Annotated in this window: 18 protein-coding genes; all 18 read left to right on the forward strand. The window is 44.8% G+C overall.

The features are described from left to right. Positions 1-106: 106 nt before the first annotated feature. The 18 genes from LPY66_RS09850 to LPY66_RS09935 all read left to right on the forward strand — a co-directional run bounded on the left by LPY66_RS09850 (position 107) and on the right by LPY66_RS09935 (position 23247). Positions 107-874, forward strand: a complete 768-nt coding sequence (locus LPY66_RS09850; protein ID WP_337987894.1) for an SDR family NAD(P)-dependent oxidoreductase — start codon at positions 107-109, stop codon at positions 872-874. Between the two features lie 319 nt (positions 875-1193). Further along, positions 1194-2312 carry a glycerol dehydrogenase gene (locus LPY66_RS09855; protein ID WP_337987895.1) on the forward strand — a complete coding sequence of 373 codons (1119 nt, stop codon included), beginning with the start codon at positions 1194-1196 and terminating at the stop codon, positions 2310-2312. Between the two features lie 12 nt (positions 2313-2324). Continuing rightward, entirely contained in the window at positions 2325-3341 is a 1017-nt protein-coding gene (locus LPY66_RS09860) for a 3-oxoacyl-ACP synthase III family protein (RefSeq protein WP_337987896.1), read from the forward strand. Positions 3342-3397: 56 nt separating this feature from the next. Further along, positions 3398-4462 carry a 3-oxoacyl-[acyl-carrier-protein] synthase III C-terminal domain-containing protein gene (locus LPY66_RS09865; protein WP_337987897.1) on the forward strand — a complete coding sequence of 355 codons (1065 nt, stop codon included), beginning with the start codon at positions 3398-3400 and terminating at the stop codon, positions 4460-4462. A gap of 254 nt (positions 4463-4716) precedes the next feature. Next, on the forward strand, positions 4717-5913 hold the full coding sequence (locus tag LPY66_RS09870) for an MFS transporter (protein ID WP_337987898.1): 1197 nt from the start codon (positions 4717-4719) through the stop codon (positions 5911-5913). Between the two features lie 319 nt (positions 5914-6232). After that, positions 6233-6712 carry a 4Fe-4S dicluster domain-containing protein gene (locus LPY66_RS09875; RefSeq protein ID WP_337987899.1) on the forward strand — a complete coding sequence of 160 codons (480 nt, stop codon included), beginning with the start codon at positions 6233-6235 and terminating at the stop codon, positions 6710-6712. 50 nt (positions 6713-6762) lie between these two features. Further along, entirely contained in the window at positions 6763-8820 is a 2058-nt protein-coding gene (locus LPY66_RS09880) for an aldehyde ferredoxin oxidoreductase N-terminal domain-containing protein (RefSeq protein ID WP_337987900.1), read from the forward strand. Between the two features lie 302 nt (positions 8821-9122). After that, the gene (hpfG, locus tag LPY66_RS09885; RefSeq protein WP_337987901.1) at positions 9123-11678 is read left to right on the forward strand and encodes a (2S)-3-sulfopropanediol dehydratase; all 2556 of its coding nucleotides are present in this window, start codon (positions 9123-9125) and stop codon (positions 11676-11678) included. Continuing rightward, positions 11659-12633, forward strand: a complete 975-nt coding sequence (locus tag LPY66_RS09890) for a glycyl-radical enzyme activating protein (RefSeq protein ID WP_337988061.1) — start codon at positions 11659-11661, stop codon at positions 12631-12633. Before hpfG ends, LPY66_RS09890 begins: the two co-directional genes overlap by 20 nt. Before the next feature lie 77 nt (positions 12634-12710). Then, positions 12711-14075, forward strand: coding sequence for an aldehyde dehydrogenase (locus LPY66_RS09895; RefSeq protein ID WP_337987902.1), 1365 nt, complete (start codon positions 12711-12713; stop codon positions 14073-14075). 55 nt (positions 14076-14130) lie between these two features. Further along, complete coding sequence (locus LPY66_RS09900; RefSeq protein WP_337987903.1) at positions 14131-15042, forward strand: bifunctional enoyl-CoA hydratase/phosphate acetyltransferase; 912 nt, start codon at positions 14131-14133, stop codon at positions 15040-15042. Positions 15043-15051: 9 nt separating this feature from the next. Further along, positions 15052-16161, forward strand: a complete 1110-nt coding sequence (buk, locus tag LPY66_RS09905; protein WP_337987904.1) for a butyrate kinase — start codon at positions 15052-15054, stop codon at positions 16159-16161. Positions 16162-16301: 140 nt separating this feature from the next. Then, positions 16302-16490 (forward strand): hypothetical protein, encoded by a 189-nt coding sequence (locus LPY66_RS09910; protein WP_337987905.1) that lies wholly within the window; start codon positions 16302-16304, stop codon positions 16488-16490. Between the two features lie 240 nt (positions 16491-16730). Beyond that, a complete protein-coding gene (locus tag LPY66_RS09915; RefSeq protein WP_337987906.1) occupies positions 16731-18029 on the forward strand; it encodes an L-lactate MFS transporter in 1299 nt (432 codons plus the stop codon). 608 nt (positions 18030-18637) lie between these two features. Next, positions 18638-19840 carry an MFS transporter gene (locus LPY66_RS09920; protein ID WP_337987907.1) on the forward strand — a complete coding sequence of 401 codons (1203 nt, stop codon included), beginning with the start codon at positions 18638-18640 and terminating at the stop codon, positions 19838-19840. A 264-nt stretch (positions 19841-20104) separates the two neighbouring features. After that, positions 20105-20293, forward strand: coding sequence for a hypothetical protein (locus LPY66_RS09925; RefSeq protein ID WP_337987908.1), 189 nt, complete (start codon positions 20105-20107; stop codon positions 20291-20293). Between the two features lie 388 nt (positions 20294-20681). Then, on the forward strand, positions 20682-22916 hold the full coding sequence (locus LPY66_RS09930) for a molybdopterin-dependent oxidoreductase (RefSeq protein WP_443112484.1): 2235 nt from the start codon (positions 20682-20684) through the stop codon (positions 22914-22916). Beyond that, entirely contained in the window at positions 22903-23247 is a 345-nt protein-coding gene (locus LPY66_RS09935) for a 4Fe-4S dicluster domain-containing protein (protein ID WP_337987909.1), read from the forward strand. Before LPY66_RS09930 ends, LPY66_RS09935 begins: the two co-directional genes overlap by 14 nt. Positions 23248-23273 lie beyond the last annotated feature (26 nt).

Consider the following 23273-nt stretch of genomic DNA (forward strand, 5'->3'; position numbering starts at 1 on the left):
ATGAAAATTGTCTGTCCAGTTTTGCGGGTGTTTTTACAATGGGTATACTATATACTCAATAATTGAACAGACGCGCTATTCTGAATAATAAAGAGGAGGATCCGAAATGAGTAGACTGGAAGGCAAGATTGCATTTATCACAGGTGCTGGCTCAGGGATTGGACGAGGTTCTGCAAAGATGTTTGCCCGGGAAGGTGCAAAAGTTATCTGTGCAGACTTTAATGAAGCGTGGGGAGAGGAAACCGCTAAAGCTATCAATGATGCCGGCGGCGATGCCATATTTGTCAAATGCAACGTCAGAAACCGGCAGGACATAAAAGATGCTGTGAAGGCAGGAATGGACAAATACGGCCGGATTGATGTTTTAATGAATTGCGCTGGTATAGTCAGAATTAAACCGTTTATTGAGATTACTGAAGACGACTACATTGCAATCACCGAGACGAATTTAAGAGGGTATATTTGGACGATGCAGGAAATCCTTCCGATCATGATGAAACAAAATAAAGGCTCAATCGTGAATGTGGCATCGATTTCTGCGTATAAAGCGGAAACGCGAACTGCAGTATATGCGGCAACCAAAGCTGGTGTAACGATGATGAGCCAGGACATTGCGAAAGAAGTAGCATCGAATAATATCAGAGTTAATTGTATTTGTCCTGGACCAGTCGGAACCAATATGACACCGGAGGAAATTCGCAATCATCCCGAAATAGTTGAAGAAATGGTAAAAGAACTTGTTCCGCTTGGAAGAGAAGGCAGACCTGATGATATTGCTTATGCAGCAGTCTATTTAGCTTCAGATGAATCCTCTTGGGTTACGGGAACATCTGTCATTGTCGACGGCGGCGTTTGGATCAATACAAATAAATAAGACAGAAATGTCTTTCGGATCTGATGGCTAGAAGGTGATATTTTGGATTATTACCTTCTAGCTTAATCATAATAATGACCAACTTTTTAAGTCGAACAGGTGGCTATCAAATCAAATTGACATACTGGTCGAAAAGTTGATAAATTATTCGCCCGGTTTGACTGCTGTTTTCATTTTGGCCTCGTCGTATACTTTAAAAATAAACGATAGAAACAGGGAAATCTGAAGATGCTTTTAACAGGCTTATCCTTCAGAAAATACCTATGATAAAAACATATACTTTGGGGTTGCATCAAAATCTATAATTGGAGGGGATCGTATGGGAAAGCACACTTCTGTTTTCATTGCTCCGAGTCGCTATGTCCAAGGGCGAGACGCTATACATGAAATAGGGGACCATATTTACCAAATGGGAGACAGAGCTTTAGTCGTTGGTTGTGAATTTGGTTTAGGTGCAACCAGAGAAGGTCGGGAAAAAAGTTTTAAAAAGAATAATATTTTTCAGGTTGAGGAAGTTTTCAGAGGCGAAACGAGCGATGCGGAAATAGACAGATTGATGACCGTTGCCAAGGAGAACCACTGCAATATCATGATTGCAACCGGTGGTGGGAAAGCGATTGATGCGATGAAAGCCGCAGCGGCAAATCTTAAGCTTCCCATCATTGTTGTACCCACAACGGCTTCTACCGATGCACCCTGTAGTGCACTTGCGGTCATTTACAATGAAGACGGGACATTTAACAGACTGATGAGGCTGGCTGCGAATCCCAACCTCGTATTGGTGGATACTTCGATCATTGCCAAAGCGCCTTTGCGATTTTTGGTTTCAGGAATGGGTGATGCTCTGGCAACCTGGTTTGAGGCGGATGCCTGCAATCAATCGGCAACGCTGAACATGTCCGGGGGACGAATATCTGCAGCAGCGCTGGCCTTAGCCCGTCTCTGTTTTGATATTTTGATGGAATATGGACTTCAAGCCAAAATTGCTTGCGAAAACAAAGTTGTGACACCAGCGTTGGAAAAGGTAGTTGAAGCAAATACCATCTTAAGTGGGGCGGGTTTTGAAAGCGGTGGGGTTGCTTCTGCTCATGCTCTATCGGAAGGGCTTACCCATATTGAAGAAATGCACTCCTTTATGCATGGGGAGAAAGTTGCTTTTTGTACCTTGACGCAATTAGTACTGGAGGGACGTCCCAAAGAGACGCTCCAGCAAGTATTTGATTTTTGTCATAAAGTTGGTCTCCCGATCACGTTAGGTGATTTAAACAGCGATGGCATCAGCAGGGAAAAATTAATGAAAGCAGCGGATGAAGCGGCACTTCCTGACCGGAATTCCCATCACCATTCATTTCCGGTTACAGCTGAGATGCTCTGTGACGCGATGATGACAGTCGATTCGATGGGGAAACGTGTCAAAGCAGGACTACCAATTATATAAACTGGAGGTTCTATGATGAAAGTAGGATTTGAAACGATCGTACGCCATATTCCGGAAGAGGTCCTGACCAAAGAACATTTTAATTATTTACAGCCGGCACTCGCAAAATTACCTCCGTTTTTACAGGAACAATTTTCTATCGTGCCGGAAGAAGTCAGGAAGTATAAAGGTCATGAAGGCGATAGGGCTGAATTGATGGCCATTGCTGTCGCCAAAGAGGCAATGGAACGCAGTGGCTTAAAAGCAACGGATATTGACTTTATACTTGGAGCGGCAGGGAGTCTGCATAAGGAACTTGGCTTTGATCTGGACACACCCATGATGAATATTGCAGACTGTTGTGCCAGTTTTCTGGACGCGTGCCAAATTGCCTGGAATTTAGTAAGCAGTGGTACTGCTAAACGCGTATTGATCGTTGCTTCGGCAGCGCTGGCCGGTGGAAAAAACGGTGGAACTACGGATTTGACAGATCCGATTGCGCCGATATTTGGCGATGGTGCTGCGGCTGCCATTGTTTCTTCCCAAAATCTGAAATGTGAATTCTTATCTTATTATTGTGAAACGGATGGCAGAGCTTACCGCTCGGCACGCGGGGATATCCGGCCTCTTGAGAATCCGGAACTTGCAGAAATTGCGGGGATGCCCGAAGGTTTAGGGCCTTATTTCAGCATGAACGATATTTCTTATATTCATATCGCAAGTAAAAAGGATTATTTAGGGGACAGCCTGGAGAAAACATTCGCTAAAACAGAAGAAAAATTAAAAATTTCGGATCTGGATATGGTGATCACCCACCATCTGGGTGACTGTGAAGCATCCTGGATCCAGGATTTAGTGGACAGAGGATTACCAGCAGAAACATTTAGAAACCTAAGGCTTAAAACAGGGAATACCGGGCATACGGATCTGCCCATGGATCTATTGGAATTTGTGGAAGAAGGTCTGATCAAAAAAGGCTCAATTGTTGCGCTTTGGGTTCCGGGTTCAGGTATTTCATTGGCTAGTTTGTTGTTGCGGTGGTTGGCGTAATACAAAAAAAATCAAATATTTAAGTTTGTAATAAAAGCGCATGGGAGGCTAAATCAATGAAGGTTGGATTCGAAACCATCGTAAATTATTTACCGGATGAAATACTTGATGTAAAAAAACATTTTGAATATTTAAAACCCGTTGTTGAAAAAATGTCGCTGTCCGCCCAAGGTAAGCTTAAAAATGTGCCTGACCAGGTAAGGCGTTTACGCGATGTCAGCGCTGCCGAGATGATGGCGATTGCAGTAGGGAAAAAAGCATTGGAAAAATCCGCTCTAGTCGCTTCGGATATAGACGCTGTCATTGTTACCCAAACCGGCGGAAAACAATTTATGCCGCTCCTGGGTTCCTTTGTTCATCTGAACTTAGGGTTCCGCAAAGACATTATTGTACGCAATATTGTCGATGATAATGTAAGTACCTTAAATGCGGCCTATATTGCCTGGAACTTTGTAAAAAGTGGTTTGTGCAGGAGGGTTCTTATCATCACCGTAGCCGCACAGATTGGTGGACAATATAAATTTGGTGTTGATTTGACAGACCCGTTGGCTCAGAACTATGGTGACGGAGCTGCTGCGGCCATTATTTCTGCAGAAAAACTGAAGTGTGAATTCCTTTCTTATCACTTTGAAACCTATTCCGTGAAAGCCCGTCCAGGTGGAACCCTTATTGCTAATTTTGGATCCGTTCGGCCTTTGATGAATCCGGAACTTGCGGTCGCAGCCGGTATAGAGAGTCAAGGTGATCAGAGTGGCGCCTATTTAGTTTTGGATGATCCGTTATTTGATGTGGTTGCTAGCGGGGAAAAATTTCTATCCGGTAGTTTGGAAAAAACCGTAAAGAAAGCCGGACTGAAGCTTGATGATGTTAAGACGCTGATCACACCGCATATTGGCTATCTGGAGAATATTTGGAAAGAAGATATTGTCAAATCTGGTCTCAATGCGGATATCATGAAGAATCTTCGCAAGAAGTATGGAAATACCGCAGTTGCGGATATATTGATTGATTTGGCTGAATATGCGGAGGACAAAGAACTCAATAAAGATGCGATCGTTGTATTATGGTCCGTGTGCCAGGGAGTACAACTTGCAGCAATGGCTTTACGTTGGCTTGTATAACTCTTTTTGACCAAGCTCTTTATGGAATTGAAGTTGTTTTGGAGCGTTTTGCTAAGCAATAGGTGCTGAGATTTCCAAAGTATCGGTAAAGAACAACTGTAGAGGAAAAAGAAAGGAGGACGATTGCGAGGCACTCAGCAATCGTAGCAAACGCGATAAGACGAAAAGTAGTATAGGGAAGAGATAGACCTCATTTTAAGGTTAAACGGATACCAAACGAGTACTATTCCATATTATGAAAGAGGAGTGACGTTATGAAAAAAGCTGTTAGTGGTCCGATGTTAAAAATTGCGATTCTTTTTCTTGCACTTCAGGATTGCGGGGCTGGCGCAGCGACACCTGCTTTAGGAGCAATCTATGCGGCTTTTCCCAATGTAAGTCCCACGGTTGTCCAGAATGTATCCACCTTACCAGCCTTAACTATCGTTATCTTTGGACTCTTGTACGGCGCACTGGCAAAGGTAATGAAGAAAAGATCAATTATGTGGATCGCCTGCATAACATTTGTTATTGGAGGGATTGCACCGGCATTTTTGAATAATATTTATGCGATTTTGTTTTTCCGCGCGCTGGTTGGCGTTGGTGTAGGGTTGCTTTATCCGATGGCCAATGACTTAGTCGTTGACTTCTTTGAAGGCGGAGAAAGACAAAAATTGATTGGTTGGACGTTTGCAATCGGCATGCTCGGAGGGATATTCTTCCAGATGCTGGGTGGAGCGCTTTCCGATATCGATTGGCACTATACCTTTTTGGCTTATTTCGCTGCTGTCGTTTTCTTCGCTTTTCCGATCTTATTCTTACCTGAACCGGTTAAAAAAGAAGATATTGTTAAAGGAACCTCGCAAGAGAAATCCAAAGTCCCGGCTAGTCAGTATCTAAACTGTATCGTCAATTTCATATGGTGTCTGCTCTTTACATCGATCGTTTCCAATGCAGCGATGATCATCGTAGGGGAAGGATTCGGTACAGGGGCGCAGATTGGTACCGTCTTTTCAATGATGACGTTTACTGCCTTCTTTGGCGGATTTTTCTATGGACCCCTTCGTAAGGCACTCGGGAAAGCCTCGATGCTTATGTGCTTCTGGGTATTGGCTATCGGCTTCATCGTTTTCTATTACAGCCATACCATCACGATGTGTTTAGTAGCCATGGCAATCATCGGTGTTGCTTTAGGCTATACCGGTTCCAATTTCTTTGCCAAGTCTGCTGATATTGTGCCGTTTGCGGTATCCGCAATGGCAATGGCTTTAATGACATCCTTTAATGGATTGGGGCAATTTGTAGCACCGTTTATTATGAACCCGTTCCTCAATGCCATCGGATATGGTGTTGGCAGACCCGCACTTTTAGTCAGTGCGATTGGATTAGTCATCATGGGCATTATCGCAGTTATTTTTGATGTGAAAACACCAAAGATTGCCGAAAGTGAAAAACCTCAAACAGTGGCATAATGTTCAATATAATCGTGTCTTAACCCTATAATCCTGTAGAAATCATCTATAAAAGCTGTCTGGCTGCCAGGATACAAAAAAGTATCCTGGCCAAAGACAGCTTTATTGACTAAGGACAAGAAGCGAAAGCTCAATATAATGCAAAATTATTACTCGCTTAACTGTATAGAGAATACTAGCTTGAAATCAAAACCTTTATCCGACTTGTTCGACTACTGATTCCTCACTTGAATCGGCATATAATATTCTTTGGATTTAACTTGTGAAATAAATATTTTGAAAGGTAATGCGTAATTCCAGGCATTATAAGGTGAGAAATATGGAAGATAACACAATCACTGCACGGACTTACGGCAGGCATATCGTTCAGGTACCCTCGGATGTTTCATTCTGTGCGGGATGCAACGCCTGTGAAATTGTCTGCACCCTCGCTCACGACGGGGTGGTCGGTCCTTGTTACAACCGGATCTTTATGGAAAAAGGCACGCACTCAATGGTCACTGTCATTCATAGTTGCCAGCATTGTTCTGATCATCCATGCTATGAGGCGTGTGCTCGAAAAGATCACGCCATGTGTTTGGATGAAAATGGTGTTGTTTATATTAATGAAGAAAATTGTATTGGCTGTAAACGCTGCATTAAAGCCTGTGTTTTTGACCCGCCGCGTATCAATTATGTTAAGAGTACGGATAAATCCAAACGTAAAGCAAAAAAATGCGACCTATGCCGCACCCGTCCTGAAGGTCCTGCTTGTGTGCAATACTGCCAGGTATCCTGTCTCAGCTTAAGTGATAAATAAGACCTATATTGCTAAGAGAAACAAACTTTAATGTGAGGAGGTACTTTCTTATGGATAAACTCTATGGCTATGTCGGCAAAATCGCGCGGATCAACTTAACAGACGGTACGGTTTCCATTATACCGACTTCCAACTATGTGCCTAAATATATTGGTGGCCGAAGTGTGTGCAATAAAATATTTTGGGATGAGGTCAAACCCGGAACCAATGCCTTTGATCCTGAAAATAAAGTTATTTATATGACCGGTCCGACGACAGCAACAGGGATCCCGACCGGCGGGCGAACTGTATTTACCTCGATATCCCCGAATAGCCTCCCGGAGCAGTATGCCTGGAGCGGTATCGGCGGGTGGTTTGGCGCCGAAATGAAATTTGCGGGCTTTGACGGCTTCATCCTGGAAGGCAAAGCTGCGGAACCAACTTATCTCTATATTGAAGATGGTGAAATCAAATTTCTGTCAGCTCGAAACCTGTGGGGGAAATTAGTGCATGCTACTCAAAGAAGACTAGAAGAAATCCATGGCCAAGATGTAAAAAGCATTGTCATCGGTCCCGCTGGAGAAAACCTGATGCGCAACGCCAGTGTCACGACCAGCAACGACAACGTAGCAGCTAAAGCCGGACTTGGCGCGGTGTTTGGTTCTAAGAACCTGAAAGCCATCACAGTTCGCGGAACCGGCACGGTAGTACCGGCTGATATTAATAAAGTGCTTGAGTTGCGCAAGAAAATGTCGCATCCGCCAATGATCCAAAGACCAATTATTCAGGAAACACATCATGGGGTTCCAGGCGCACAGTCAGAGGTCTCCGGCGGCTGGCAAAGAGCCCAGGTTGCCTGCAGTTACGGCTGTAACCAGCACTGCATGTGTCTAATGCTGGACATGAAATCAGCGTTTAAAGAGGAGAAAGTGAATCATGTCGAGAAATGTGTCAGCATCTTCGCCTTTGGATTCAGCCAGGACGTTCCTTATGGCGGGCCAGGCGGCGTTGGCGGCGTTTTTCAAACTGAGCAGAATCATTATCCTGCCTGTAAAATGCTTAGCCGCGAAGTCGATCCGCCGGATACGAGTGATCCGTACTTTGAGCTGGAATTTGCACCTGGCCCTGGCGATATCCTCGATTTTTGGAAACATGACTTTGATAAGGGAAATGTTATCAATGACCTCTGCAATGAGTATGGCATCGATAAATGGGATGTTATCATCTGGCTTTTACCTTGGTTGTCGATGGGTAAAAAAGAAGGTGTCTTTGCGGATATCGATTTTGGTATGGAGATTGATGTTGAGTCCGAAAAATTTGTGCGTTATTTGATAGATATGATCGTCTATCGAAAAGGTTATTACGGAAACCTGCTGGCGGAAGGAATGGCTAGGGCTATTCGCGTCTTGGGCAAGGAGAAATTTGGTGATACCATTTATCACGGCCGTTATTCCCGGATGATCGACAAACAGCTAGATCTTCCAATCAGTCTGGAAACTGCCTGGGGACACAGTGTGCATTGGCAGGGACGCGGTTTTGAAGCCTCCATTGCAAAACCGGCGTGGGTAGCTACCAACCTGCATCAGATGACAGCGACCCGTGATACGCAGACGATCCAACACCATCATGATACATTTGAAAACTATCTCCAGTTAAAGGATGACCCGTGCCGTAGTGTGTTGACGGCACGCGGGGTTATTATGGGTGAACATAAAGCGGAAATGAAGGATTCCGTAACCTGCTGTGATTGGCAGAGCCCGGATCTGTTCTGGACTGACATGGAAGCCCAAATGTTTACTGCAGCCACTGGGATTCCAATGAGCGAAGAAGAAATGAACCTGGCAGCAGAGCGCTCCCGGAACCTGTTCCGGGCAATCATCATCCGCAATTACGAACGGACGCGTGAGTTGGAAGTCAATGCGATCTTCCCTATCATGCAGTATCCCGATCCTTGGGGTGAGACTGTGACTTGGGATGAATGGAACGACCTGGTCGACTTATACTATGCCGAACGTGGCTGGGATAAGGAAACCGGTTGGCCGACGCGTGAAACCTATGACCGTATGGGATTGAAGGAAGTAGCCGATGAAATGGAATTAAATGGAAAGATGCCACTAATAAAAAAATAGGATTTGTAGTCAATAATAGGGTTTTACTTGATGAGGTGTATCGAAGCGATGTTTCGATTACGCCTCATTTATTTTAAAAGCAGCATTTCTAAATAATAAATAGTCGGAAATCCTTTGAATTATCCGTCCAGTTTGAGTGATGTTTTCCATTGGGTAAGACCGTATACTTTTAATCGTCAGAGATTATAGCGGTTTTTAGATTAATAATACTTTTAATTAGTAATTTGTTTGATTAAGTTAATTGATCTCATGTTTACCAAAACAGTATATGGAGATGACCAGCTAGGCGAGGAGGAAAGAGTATGGATACTGTAAATAATACGTTCGAAAAAGATTTGAATGCAAAGCCGTGCGCAATCGAACCGTATGATAAGGAGTGGGGTGTCGGTGCGTCCGGCATGATGGAGGAAACGTCTCCTTTTCCCAGGGTAAACAAGATACTGGCAAAGACCCAGAAAACGACAAACGGCGTTATTGTTACTGATAGAGCCCTGCTTGTTACAGAAACGTATAAGAAATATGCCGGATCGCCCCAGATAATAAAGTGTGCTGAGGGTGTATCCAGTATGCTGCGTAACGTACCAATTTATGTATATGAGGATGAGTTAATTGTCGGGAATCTCGGATGTGATAAAAAGGCAGCCCCTGTGTTTCCGGAATTTGGCCTGAATTGGATCGTTGAGGAAATGGAACAAGGACTGATGGGGTACAGTGATAAGAGAACGCATGATTATTTCACGTATTCCGAACAGACCCAGAATGAATTGACAGGCATCAAAGATTTTTGGAAGGGCCAGTGTATTGAAGACGTTGCGGTACCGTTATTGTCTGATGAAGAGTTAAAAGGATCCCATATGGGAAAAGGGCTCTTCTTGGCCGCATCGTATATTTATTCCGGAGCCGGTCATCTGGGTATAAATTATGAAAAGCTATTTAAACTTGGTTTCGGTGGTATACGAAAACAAATTCAGGAGAAAATGGAGCAGTTGGACACATCTTTACCAGAGGACATTTCAAAGAAGGCGTTTTATCAGGCTGAGTTAATCGTTTGCGATGCGGCGATTGAGTATATACTGCGTTTCTCCCGTCGGGCCCAGGAATTAGCCGAGGTGGAAACAGAACCCATACGGAAAAAAGAGTTGTTACAGATTGCTGCAAACTGTGATTGGGTTTCTGAGAACCCACCCTGCTCTTTTTGGGAAGCAATACAGCTTGTGCATTTAGCAACCTGCATCATCGAAATGGAATCCAACGGCCATTCGATTTCCTATGGGCGCTTTGATCAGTATATGTATCCTTACTATCTGAATGATTTACGCAAGGGGACAGCAACGCGGGAATTTATGCAGGAGCTGTTGGAATGCTTCAATATTAAAATTTGGGATATGAACAAAGTAAGAGATCATGTGAGTATTAATATCTTTGCCAATGGTGGTATAGGCGGTCCGGCACTAACCGTTGGCGGACTTCGGAAGGACGGGCTGGACGGTACCAACGACTTGACCTTTATGGTCTTGGATGCGATAGCCCATACACGCATACCGACGCCATGGCTGGCGGTCAGACTTCATGGCAGTACGCCCTGGCAATTGAAGGTTAAATTGGCCAATGTTATCCGAATTGGGACCGGCGAGCCTAAAATCTTTAATGATGATGTGACAATACCAAGTATGTTGAACTATGGCCGCTCTTTGGAGGATTGCCGGGACTATCAGGTTGTCGGCTGCGTAGAACCGGATGCTCCGGGAAAAGAATATGGCTGGCATGATGCGGCTTATTTTAATATAGCGAAGGTTTTGGAACTCGCAATCAATAATGGCCAATGCCTGGAATGCGGTCCGAGCTGCCCGCGATTCTGTCAGTGTGCTGGTGCAGGTATGCAACTTGGCATAAAGACCGGAAGCTTAGGTGAATTTACGTCGTTTGATCAGGTTTTAAATGCCTTTGATCAACAGATGAAATATTGGTGCGATAAACTTGTTTCGGTTTTAAATGCCGTCGACATAGCCCATCAAGCAATAAAACCATTACCTTACCTGTCGCTGCTGATGGATGATTGCATTGATAATGGTGTTGATGTCACCGCAGGAGGGGCAAAATACAACTTCACCGGACCTCAGGGCGTTGGAATAGGAACAGTCGGAGACGGACTGGCAACAATCAAACAACTGGTGTTTGAAGAAAAGAAAATCAGCGGGGCCGAGCTGCTTGAAGCAGCGAAAAAGAACTGGGAAGGACACGAACCTTTGTACGCGCTGGTCAACAGTGAGAAAGTGCATCATTATGGCAATGATGATGACTATGCGGATGAGCTGACCAAGCTGGCGATGGACACTTACTGCAAATATATAGAAAAACGTCCGAATGCGCGTGGCGGCGTGTTCCAACCGGGAATATATTCGGTCGCTGTTAACGTCGCACTCGGTGGATTACAGTGGGCTTCGATCGAAGGGCGCAAAGCTAATGAACCCATTTCAGACTGTATGGGAGCAGTTCATACCCACCGCGCAGCGCATGATCTTAACGGTCCGACTGCAATTTGCAAGTCGGTTACCAAGATGGACCATGGTAGAGCGGCAAATGGAACACTGCTGAACTGGAAATTCTCACCGACGGCTTTATCTGGCCAAACCGGACGTGACAACCTTATAGCCCTTTTGGACACTTATGTCCAAAGAAAAGGAATGCATAGTCAGTTTACGGTAGCCAATCGGGAAACACTTCTGAAAGCTCAGGCAAATCCTGAAGAATACAAGGGGCTGTTAGTTAGGGTTGCTGGATACAGTGCTTACTTTGTCGAACTAAGTAAAGAGCTGCAGGATGACATTATTGGAAGAAGTGAATTGTCTTTTGACTGAGCTTGATATAAAGGGCGTCATCTTTAATATCCAGCGGTATACGATCCATGACGGTCCGGGAATAAGAACAGAAGTATTTTTTAAAGGCTGTCCACTGCGGTGCAAGTGGTGCAGCAACCCGGAAAGTTTAAATACAGAACGTGAGGTAGGGGTATATTCAGAACGGTGTATCGGTTTTGATAAATGCGGTTATTGCGTGGCTGTTTGTCCTGAACCCGAAACAATTCTGATTCAGGACAACACGGTTTGGCAAGTTGACAGGGAAAAATGTACCGGATGTCTGAAGTGTGCGGAGAGCTGTCCAGCGAATGCTTTGATAAGTTGGGGCAGAAACATGTCGGTAGCTGAAGTCATGGCGATCATCGAAGCGGATCGTGACTTTTATGAAAAATCCGGCGGTGGTGTAACCCTGTCGGGCGGTGATGTTCTGATGCAATGGGAATTTGCTCTGCAACTTCTGAAACAATGCAAAAAAAGTGGGATTCATACATGTCTGGAATCATCCCTGCATTATCGATCGGAAGTACTGGATTTCATATATCCATTTGTTGATCTAATCATTACAGATATTAAACATATGAATGCGGACATTCATAAGACCTATACCGGTGCAGGCAATGAACTGGTTCTGGATAATATCAAAAAGACTGTGGCGATGAATAAGCCGTTAATTCTTCGTGTCCCGATTGTTCCTGGAGTTAACGACAGTGAAGAAAATGTCCGGGCAACCGCTGAATTTATTGTGAATGATTTGCAGAACCGTATGTTACAGGTACAGCTTCTGCCATATCGCCCGTTAGGGGAAGAAAAATATCATTCACTCGGAATGGTCTATCCGATGCAAGATGCTAACTCGGTTGAAAGAAAAATAAGAGAAGAAAAAATTCTATATCTAGCTGATATCATGCAAGCTTATGGTGTGCCGGCCCAGGCTGGAACTACTAACAGGATTTAACAGTTTCGTCCTAAATAGGGCCTTATCACTGTGATTGCTGATTTACTTTAAATAGAAACAAAGTTAGTGATCACATTGTGAAAAGTGTTAAGAAAAAAAAGGAGGATAAGACAATGCAATTAGGAGTATTTAAAACAGCCACAGAGGCATGTGCCGCCGCTACCGCCGCCCAAAAAGAACTGGTGCAAAAATACACAATGGAGGACCGGGATCGCTTTATTGGAAGTATTCGAACAAAAATCATGGCCAACATGGAAAGGTTGGCGCAGATGGAATTTGACGAGACAGGCTATGGCAGGCTGGAGGATAAAATCGCAAAAAATACAGGCGCTGTTATGCTGTCCCAGGGTACGGAAGCCATTCCGCATAACATGTACGCTTCCGATAAAGGGCTGACCGTTGAATATTACGCTCCCTTTGGCGTTGTCGGCGCGGTCACTCCCGTAACAAACCCCGCAGCCACTATCATCGGAAATGGGATTGCCAATGTGGCAGCGGGGAACGCTGTAGTATTTAATGCGCATCCTTTCGCAAAAAAAACTTCGGCGGAAACCGTTCATCTCGTGAACGAAGCGATTACGGAGGCAGGAGGACCTCTGAACCTGTTTACCATGGCAGGCGAGCCGACGTTGGCTTCTCTTGACGAAATCATGGTGTATCCCTCGGTGAAATTATTGGTGGGGACCGGTGGACCGGCAATGGTTAAGACACTGATGTCCTCCGGGAAAAAGGTCATAGCCGCTGGTGCAGGAAATCCTCCTTCGATTATTGATGAAACGGTAGATTTGAAGAAGGCAGCCGAAGGAATATACGGGTCATCCTCCTTCGATAATAACCTGCTTTGCATTGCGGAGAAAGAAATTTTTGTCGTCGATCAGGTTTTTGACGCATTTATGAAGGAACTGGAAGATGCGGGAGCTTTCCGGGTAAGTTCTGAGGAAGGAAAAAAATTGACGGAGATCTGTGTTGTTCCGTCTCCGGAAGAAGGCTACGCTGCCAATAAAAAGTATGTTGGAAAGTATGCAAAGGTGATCTTAAAAGACATCGGCATTGAAATAGAGAGTGATCCCCGGATCGTGATCTTTGAAGCACAAAACGACGACCCTTTGGTTCAGACGGAGCAGATGATGCCTATTATCCCAGTAGTACGATGCAAAGACTTTGAGGAAGCAATGGAAAGAGCCGTTATAGCGGAGCATGATAACAAGCATTCTGCTTCGATCTGGTCAAATGACATTAATCGGGTGACAGCTTTCGGAAAACGAATTAACACAACTATTTTTGTGCAGAACGGCGGGACGATGGCCGCCTTCGGCATCGGCGGCAGTGGCACGAATGCACCTACAATTGCCACACCGACGGGAGAAGGAGTGACTGGTCCCCAATCCTTTGTCAGAAGAAGAAGGTTCTGTATGGCAGGCGGCGGGAATTACTTGCTGTAATCTAGTGATAAACCGCACTTTTGCAGAGCAAATCAAGAATTAACGGGAGTGTGTCATGCAAATAAAGAGTTTTCAAGAACTGGCAGAACAGGTTCAGAAAATGGAGAAAAAAACAGTGATTGCAGTTGTGGAGGCTCATGATGAGCATACGCTGGAATCTGTTGTGCAAGCCCAAAAGGATGGGTTGATGATTCCTTTCCTGATTGGAAATGAAAAAAGAATTAAGGAAATGCTGGTTGAATTGGGGGAAGTGGCAGATGACTTTAACATCGTCAATACCTCCGGAGCCGAGGAGTCGCTGTGTTCAGCGATTACCCTCATAAAAGAAGGCAAAGCCAATGCCATAATGAAAGGGAAATTGGAATCGGGCCAATTCATGAAGGCTGTTGTAAATAAGGAAACCGGTCTCACCAAAGGAGGATTACTGTCTTTGGTGGGGTTTTATGAGACGCCGAAATACCACAAACTTTTTGCTGTCAGCGACATGGGATTGAACACATACCCGGATTTGTCAGGAAAAAAACAGATCCTGCTCAATGCAGTCAAAGTACTTCTCGGTCTTGGGGTTGAAAAACCAAAAGTGGCAATCATGGCGGCAGTGGAAAAAGTAAATTCCAAAATGCCCGAGACAGTCGATGCCGATGTCCTGAAAACGATGAATGCCGAAGGCGAAATTTCCCAGTGTATTGTAGAAGGACCGATTTCGTTTGATTTGGCCACGAGTGCAGAAGCAGCAAAGATCAAGGGATATCAGAGTCCGGTAGCGGGAGATGCGGACCTACTTCTGGTTCCGGATATAGTTTCCGGAAATATGCTTGTAAAATGCCTTACTGGCTTTGCCGGAGCGCAGACGGCAGGTATTGTGGTCGGGGCCAGCGTTCCTATAATATTCACCTCAAGGTCTGCCGAAGCATCAGACAAATACTATTCTATTGCTCTGGCAGCCTATACGGCCGGCAGCTTTTAGGAGGTTACGATGGATAAGAATTACAAGATATTGGTCATTAATCCTGGCTCAACATCAACGAAAATTGCACTTTTCAATAACGAAGAAGAAATATTCAACACGAATATATCTCATGAACCTGAGGAAATGAAATGCTTTAAAGAGGTGCAGGAGCAACTGCCATATCGCAGGGACATGGTGGAAAGAGAATTAGCTCTTAAAGGCACTGAGATAAGCGATATCGACATTTTCGTAGGTCGCGGCGGGGGGCTAGTCCCTATCGCAGGAGGAACCTACGAGGTCACCGCAAAACTGGCGGAGCATGCGAGCAAAGGAATGAGCGGACAGCACCCGGCCCAGTTGGCATCACAAATATGCAAACAATTTGCGGATCGTTACGGGAAGCATGCCTTTGTAGTGAACCCGCCGGATGTCGATGAATTTGACCTTATCGCACGTATTTCCGGCGTCAAAGGCTTGTACAGGGAGAGCAGAATACATGCGTTGAATCAGAAGGAAGTCGCCTTGCGTTACTGTGCTGCAAAAGAAAGAAAATACAATGAAATCAATTTGATCATTTGTCATATCGGCGGAGGAATCTCTGTCACGGCTCACCGCAAGGGAAAAATGGTGGATTCTAACGACATCATGAATGGCGACGGTCCTATGGCACCGACTAGAGCGGGATCACTGCCTTATTTAAAAGTCATTAAAATGGCGTACAGCGGAGAATATACGGAGAAAGAACTCGTCTCAAAACTGAATAAAGAGGGCGGCCTTACGGACCACCTGGGTACAGCGGATGCTAAGGAAGTAGAGAAAAGGATCATCGACGGCGATAAATATGCGGAAACGGTCTACAATGCGATGATTTATCAGATTGCGAAGAGCGTCGGCAGCTGTGCATGCGTCTTAAAGGGCAATGTGGATGCGATCCTGCTTACCGGTGGAATTTCACACAGCAAATATCTGGTAGATACACTGAAAGAGTATATCGGGTGGATTTCACCGATAGAAGTAATGGCAGGCGAATTTGAGATGGAAGCTCTCGCTGCCGGGGCGCTGAGAGTGATGCGGGGCGAGGAAGAGGCTGTCGTCTATACAGGGCAGCCGCTAAGCTTACCAGCCTGTTTTTCTTAAAGATTAACCGTGACTATCATAGCTGGTCTCAAAGGTGACCCCGAACATCAGATGAAGCCTTCTTACCATTCGGAACACAGGCAATTTCCGAGCTTGCGCAAAATCACGCGGACCCAATCGGCGAGAGCCATCCGGATACCGTGAAGAACCTCGGAAGCAAAGAAGGCGATTGGGTCTATCTCGGAAATATGTATGGCAAAGCCAAGGAGAAAGCCCATCTCACACCGGCTATCAACACCCCAAAATGGTCCTTGTCGCCCTCGACTGATGGTATCCTGAAAAGCCGGCGGAAGAACCCAAGTACAGAATTGATTATTCAAACGTTATGAACATATGCCTCGGTTCATTACAAAAATCGAACTGAGGCTCTATAATATCCGAAATCATTAAGGATTTAGGGTATCACATACAAAAAGGCTGAAAGACCTTCTAAAGCCGGAACACTTGTAACCTGTAAACTTAGAACTCTGCCGAAGGAATCGGTATAAGGTTGAAGGAGATGGGCAGAGGAAACTCAGCAATAGAAATAAATTTCCAAAATTAATGGATCAATTATTGGAGGATTAACGATGAAATTAGAGTCTCAAAGATGGGTAGCGCTTGTTGCGTGTATCCTAGCCAGTATGTGTGCAGGTTTAGCCTATTCATGGAGTGTTTTCCTTAAACCGCTAATCAGCTTATTTCATTGGTCAGCTACAGATACGGCGTTATCATTTACACTTCTGATGTTCACAGGAGGTGTTGCAGCAATACTTGTAGGTAAAGCTCAGGACAAATTTCAACCCAGGACAGTGATTCTGGTTGGAGGGATCCTTTTTGGCAGCGGACTTGCCTGTATTGGTTTTATTCAGTCCCTGACCCAACTGTATATCTGCGTTGTTGTCGCCGGAATAGGTCTGGGAGCAGTATATCCGGGCGGAACCATGAGTAATATGGTCAAATTTTTTCCGGAAAGATCTGGTTTGATATCCGGGCTGGTTTCCGCAGGATACGGTATAGGACCAGTGGTATGGGCCCCGGTATCAGTAGCTTTGCTTGCTAATTATGGCATCATGACAACTATGAAGATGCTTGGTATTGTTTTCTTAGTAATAATTGTGCTTTTGTCTCGTTTAGTTAAGACATGTCCTTTTGGTTTTAAACCTGATGGATGGATACCTGATCACAACAAGACAAAAGCAAAGGCAGCGACGGATAAAAATTGGAAACAAATGCTGAAAGACCCTTTATTCTGGCCGCTGGCACTTACTTTTACTCTAGGTGAAATTACCGGAATGATGACCGTTGGCCATGCTTCGCCAATGGCTCAAGAAATTTTGGATATATCACCAGCAGCTGCGGCAGCCATTGTCAGTATCCTGGCAGTTGCGATGACCTTGGGCAAAATTGGTTGGGGTGTAATTTCTGATAAAATCGGACGTTATCCGGTAATTATTCTCCTGGTGGTGTTAGGCGGAGCGGGAATGGCAGTATTGACTGGGATAAGCAGTTTTGGACCCTTTGTTGCAGTTACTGTTGTTATTGGCTTTTGTTATGGCGGATTTTTGTCTATTATGGCACCTCTGACGGCAGATTTATTTGGGTCGAATAATCTTCCGATCAACTATGGCCTGATGTTTATGACTGTAGCCATTGCTGCGTTTGTTGGCCCGCGTTTAGCTTCCAATGTTGTTGAAGCAAATAACGGCATTTACACAGAGGCTTTTATTATCGCTGCATTGCTCAACTTTATCGGATTAATTCTGTATTCCGTCTTTTTGCTATTAAGAAAACGAAGGGCAACGGCAAAAACGAATAGCTATGAAATCTTAACTAGTCAAGGAACACGATACAGTGAATCAGGTACCAATGTTTATGCCGATAACTAACCATACAATCAAGCGTAGTAATTTGTGGAAAGGCATTCGTAAAATATCATGTACTCCACTTACGATGATTTGTAGTACCATAAGAACATAGACGGTTCACAGAAGCCGATCAGTTGTGCATTATTACTAATCATGAAACCAATAAAGAAAGTTAGCTATGACGATGATGATCGTGTTTCACGTGATTTTGGACTGGATTCCACATTAATGGAGTCCAGTTTTATTTGTGCATTGTTATTTAGCAAATTGGTTAGAAGTCATTCTTAATAAACTATTTATACGCTAGCGTCAATTAGACACAGCGAAGTATCAATCTGTCAAAAACAACGATATCCAAGTATCAATATGAATTTCAGGAAAATGGATGAGATGAAATTTCAATTGTCATTACCGTCTTTTCCATACGTATTTCTCTGGCCTGTTTTTTGCATTTATACTCGCGTATCAAAAGACATCGAAGGTATTTCACAACACGATTCACACCATGAAGTAGCAAAAAATATATGGAAGGAGGACAACTGGGTTATTTCAGTTTGGTAGTTAAGGAAAAAGGTTTGTATCAAAGGGGAGATTCGTTCTAATAACACTAAGAATAAAGAGGTGTAAGAATGAAACAAGTGAACAGAAACCTGGTTAAACTTGCTATTTTAGGTGTCGCAATGTGCGATTCAGGTAATGGTGCGACATCACCGGCACTGGGGACCATTATGGCTGGCATGCCGGACGTTGCTCCAAGTTTGGTGCAGATGATTGTCGTTGTACCATCACTTTTTATGGCCTTAACTCCCATCGTCTATGCCAAGCTGCTGGATATGGGCATGAAAAAAAGAACGTTGATGTATATTGGTGCAGCCACCTTCATTATCGGGGGTGTCGGCCCGGCTCTGCTCCACAGCAATATCTGGGTTATTTTGGTTTTGCGAGCCATACTTGGTATCGGTAACGGGATATGCTTACCTCTCTCCACCGACCTTGTCATCGACTTTTTCGAAGGGCAGGAGAGAAATACCATGCAAGGATTTGTTTCCGCCACCGTTGGGCTCAGCGGTGTTGTATTCCAGCTGCTGGGCGGATATTTCGCGGGCCTCAACTGGACCTATACCTTTTATGCTTATCTTATCGCAATTCTTTTCTTTGGTGTCGCTTTTGCTTTCCTTCCCGAGCCTAATCGACAGGAAAAAATGGCTGCTCAGGAAGGAATCACCGAAGTGTCTGCCCGCGCAAAGCTGCCGGGAAAAGCCTATCTTGTCGGATTTATGGTTGCCTATTATATGTTTTTCTGGGTCGTTATGCCCACGAACGGCGCTCCGGTCCTCATCATGGAAGGGATGGCTACCCCGGCCCAAATCGGCGGTATTTTTGCCATGATCACGGTAGCCTCTTTTATTATGTCTGTGGCCTTCGGGTGGATCTTTAAAGCTATTAAATTTGCCTTGCTTCCTATTGCTTTTCTGCTGTCGGCGGCAGGGATGTTTTTATGCTACAGTACGCACAATGCCAGTACGTTTACCGTGGGTATCTTTATTTACGGTATGGGATTAGGGTGCGCCATGCCGACGTTTGTGACTAAGCTTTCAGGATTAGTGCCTTATTCCGCAGGAGCGGCGGCTATCTCCATTGCTTATGTCGGCTTGGGAGTAGGGCAGTTTATCCAGCCTATTCTTTTCAAATACTTTGGAACCTACAGTTTCGGAAGACCTTCTATTTTGCTTGCTGCGATCTGCCTGGTAGTAGGTGCAGTCATCGTGTTTGTTGTAGATAAAACCACACCGGCAAAATATGTTTCAACCGAAAAAATTGCCGCTAAATAATCAATAATCGGTAAAGGGGGACAAGCGGACGTAGAACTTTGTCCCCTTTTAATAAAAGGAGACAAAGTTCTACGTCCCCTTGTCCCCCCGTCAATGCATTTTCCTTAAAGCGGTAGAAGGACAGCAAGCTGCGTTTTTTCTGTTGTTACTATAAGGCAATTAATCAATTACTTAGTGAGGAGGGGGAAGATAAACTAAATCTTTTTCAGACTTAGTGGATTTAAAAGATTTAAAAAATTACTTATGGAAAACGGAGGGATTTTTGTGGGAAGAGAAGAGTATTTGCAATTAAGTGAGACTGAAAAGTTCAAATTTCTCAACAAGGAAGCCGTACAAGGAAAGAATTTTAATCAAATTCTTAGCGATCTATCGATGACGAAAGAGGATTTAGCCAGAGAAGGCTTCTACTATATTGGGAATAAATTTGTTCGAAAACCACCTTTAAAAGATTAAACGAAATCTTTCAAGGGGATTCGAACGCTGCTTTTTTATCAAAATCAATATGAAAAAAACCAAAGTATTTTTGATGCGAACGGATTGAGAAATGCATCACTTTGATTTAAGAAAATGTAAAGTATTTTCCAAGATAAACTTTAAATAGGGAGAATTCCTGCGAATTTGTATTAGGCATGCTTTTTGCATTCTCTGCCTGACAAGAGGAGATAAGCACATGAACTGATAACCTTAACAGTCATTGTTTATTTGTTCTAAAAATTCACCATGGTTATGGGATCAAAGTAAAAGGAGGAATTTGATCGTGTCTAAAGTGCTTGACTACCACGAAAAACACAAGAATGACTGGCGATGGCAGGACGGTGATATTACTGCCACCAGGACTACGATGTGGACTGGACCTGGCTGCCACAACGGATGCGGGGTTATCTATTATCACAAAGATAACGAAGTTGTGGGGATTGAAGGCGATGTTAACAATCCTATCAACCAGGGGAGATTATGCATGCGCTGCATTAATTACCTGGAATCCACTAATCATCCGGATCGTCTGAAATGGCCGTTGAAAAGAATCGGTGAGCGCGGTGAAAACAAGTGGGAGCGGATCTCCTGGGACGAAGCCTATGACATCATAGTCGAAAAGGTTAGAGACATCCAAAAAAATTATGGTCCTGAATCGATTGTCGCGATGGAAGGAACCGGCCGCAATATCGTTTGGCAGGTAAATTACCTGTGCTATTCTGCTTTCCAAAGCCCAAATTTCACCCTTGGTTTTCTAAGCGGCGATTCGTGCTATATGCCCAGAGCCGCCGTTGAAGGCGTGACCAACGGCGATTTTTTCCTCGTTGACTGTTCCCAGCAATTTGAAGACCGCTACGAGAATCCGGAATGGCGAGCTCCGGAGTATATTCTGATTTGGGGCAGCAACCCGCTTCCGGCTAATGCCGATGGCTTTTTCGGCCATTGGATTGTCGATTTAATGCAGCGGGGCAGTAAGCTCATCGTTGTGGATCCGAAATTAACCTGGCTGGCCTCTAAAGCCGAATACTGGCTGCGGATCAGACCCGGCTCTGATGCTGCCTTGGCCATGGCTTTCCTTAATATAGTGATTACCGAAGACCTTTATGATCATGACTTTGTGGGAAAATGGACCAACGGATTTGACGCTCTGGCTGAACGCGTCAAAGAGTGGACACCGGAAAGGGCTTCATCGATCTGTTGGGTGGATAAGGATACATTAATTCATGCTGCCCGTGCTTTTGGCAACGCGGAATGCGCGGCAATCCATTGGGGCGTTGCTGTGGATATGTCCGTACCGGGCGTAGCCACAGCCCAAAGTCTGAACTCCCTCGTCGCGATTACCGGAAATATGGATGTTCCCGGCGGTAACATTCTTGTTCAATATGCCTACGGACAAGGCCTGGCCTATAACTACGGCTTTGAAAATGTTCCTGAAGAAGTCGCCGTAAAAAGATTGGGCAACGAATATCCCTTGCGACAAATGGGATTTGGTGCTAATGCCCATGAAGATGCTGTTCTCGAAGCCATCGAAAGCGGCAAACCCTATCCCATTAAAATGCTTTGGCTGCAAACAACAAACCCCATTGCCAACATGGCGGGTGAAGCACCGCGTGTTTACGCGGCGATGAAAAAGGTTGACTTCTGTGTTGTTGTCGATCTTTACATGACGCCTACTGCCGTTGCCTTTGCCGATATCGTTTTGCCTGCGGCTATGAGCAGCGAGCGTTGGGGCAACCGCAATTGGTACACGCCGTTACGGACGATTACTAAAGTCGCGGAATACTATGAAGCAAAATCCGATGAAGATATTATCCTGGAGCTTGGAAAACGTCTGCAGCCGGAATTCTTTCCGTGGAAGGACAACAAAGACTGGTACGACTGGATTATGTTGAACGAAGCATTTGAGTCCGGGATGACTTTCGATGAGCTTCAAGAAAAAGTATATAGCTTCCCGAAGTTCGAATACAAGAAATATGAAAAGGGCCTGCTCCGTCCGGATGGCGAGCCCGGGTTCAATACGTACACTGGAAAACTGGAACTGAAAATCGAGCTCTATGAAAAATGGGGCCTTGACCCGCTGCCGTGGTATCAGGAACCAAGGGAAAGCCCCTATTCTACACCGGAACTTTTTGAAGAGTATCCGTTCGTCATGACGACGGGGAACCGTGCTTACGAGTTCTTTCATTCAGAACATCGCCAGCTGAAACTCAATCGCGAGTTCCATCCCGATCCAATCATGGACATTAACACGGAGGCCGCTGCCAAACTCGGAATCACGGAAGGTGACTGGGTGTGGATCGAAAACAGAAAAGGCCGCTTTAAACAGAGAGCCCGTCTGGATGAGTTTATGGATCCCAGGGTCATCCGTGCCGAGCACGGTTGGTGGTTCCCTGAAAAAGAAGCTGCCGAACCCAGCCTCTTCGGGGTGTTTGACTCCAACTGCAATAACCTCACCAGTATGTGTGACAACGGACCGACGGGTTACGGTGCGCCTTACAAGAATCAGATTGCCAAAGTGTACAAGTGCACAGAAGAGAACAGCCAGATTATGCCTTCCACGCAAGTAACCCGATTAGGAGGTTTCCCTTATGTCAAAAAATAATGAACGATACGCCCTACTCATTAACTATGAATTTTGTACCGGCTGTCACAGCTGCGAGACAGCATGCAAGGTTGAAAACAATCTGACACATGGTCAATGGGGAATCAAAGTAGCTCAAGACGGCCCTCGCAAATTGGAAAATGGTAAATTTGAGTTCATCCATGTTCCGATTCCAACGTCCCTATGCAACCTGTGTGAAGATCGGGTCAATAAGGGTAAACTGCCAAGCTGCGTTCAGCACTGCCAGGCTGCTGTCATGTCGTTTGGCCCTGTCGAAGAGTTAGCTGAAAAGATTTCCAAGCCTCAAATGGTTATATTTACGCCCGTGTAACAAGACCAGTTTAATTAAATATTATT

Origin of the sequence: Dehalobacter sp. DCM, assembly GCF_024972775.1 — a bacterium.
Lineage (GTDB): Bacteria > Bacillota > Desulfitobacteriia > Desulfitobacteriales > Syntrophobotulaceae > Dehalobacter.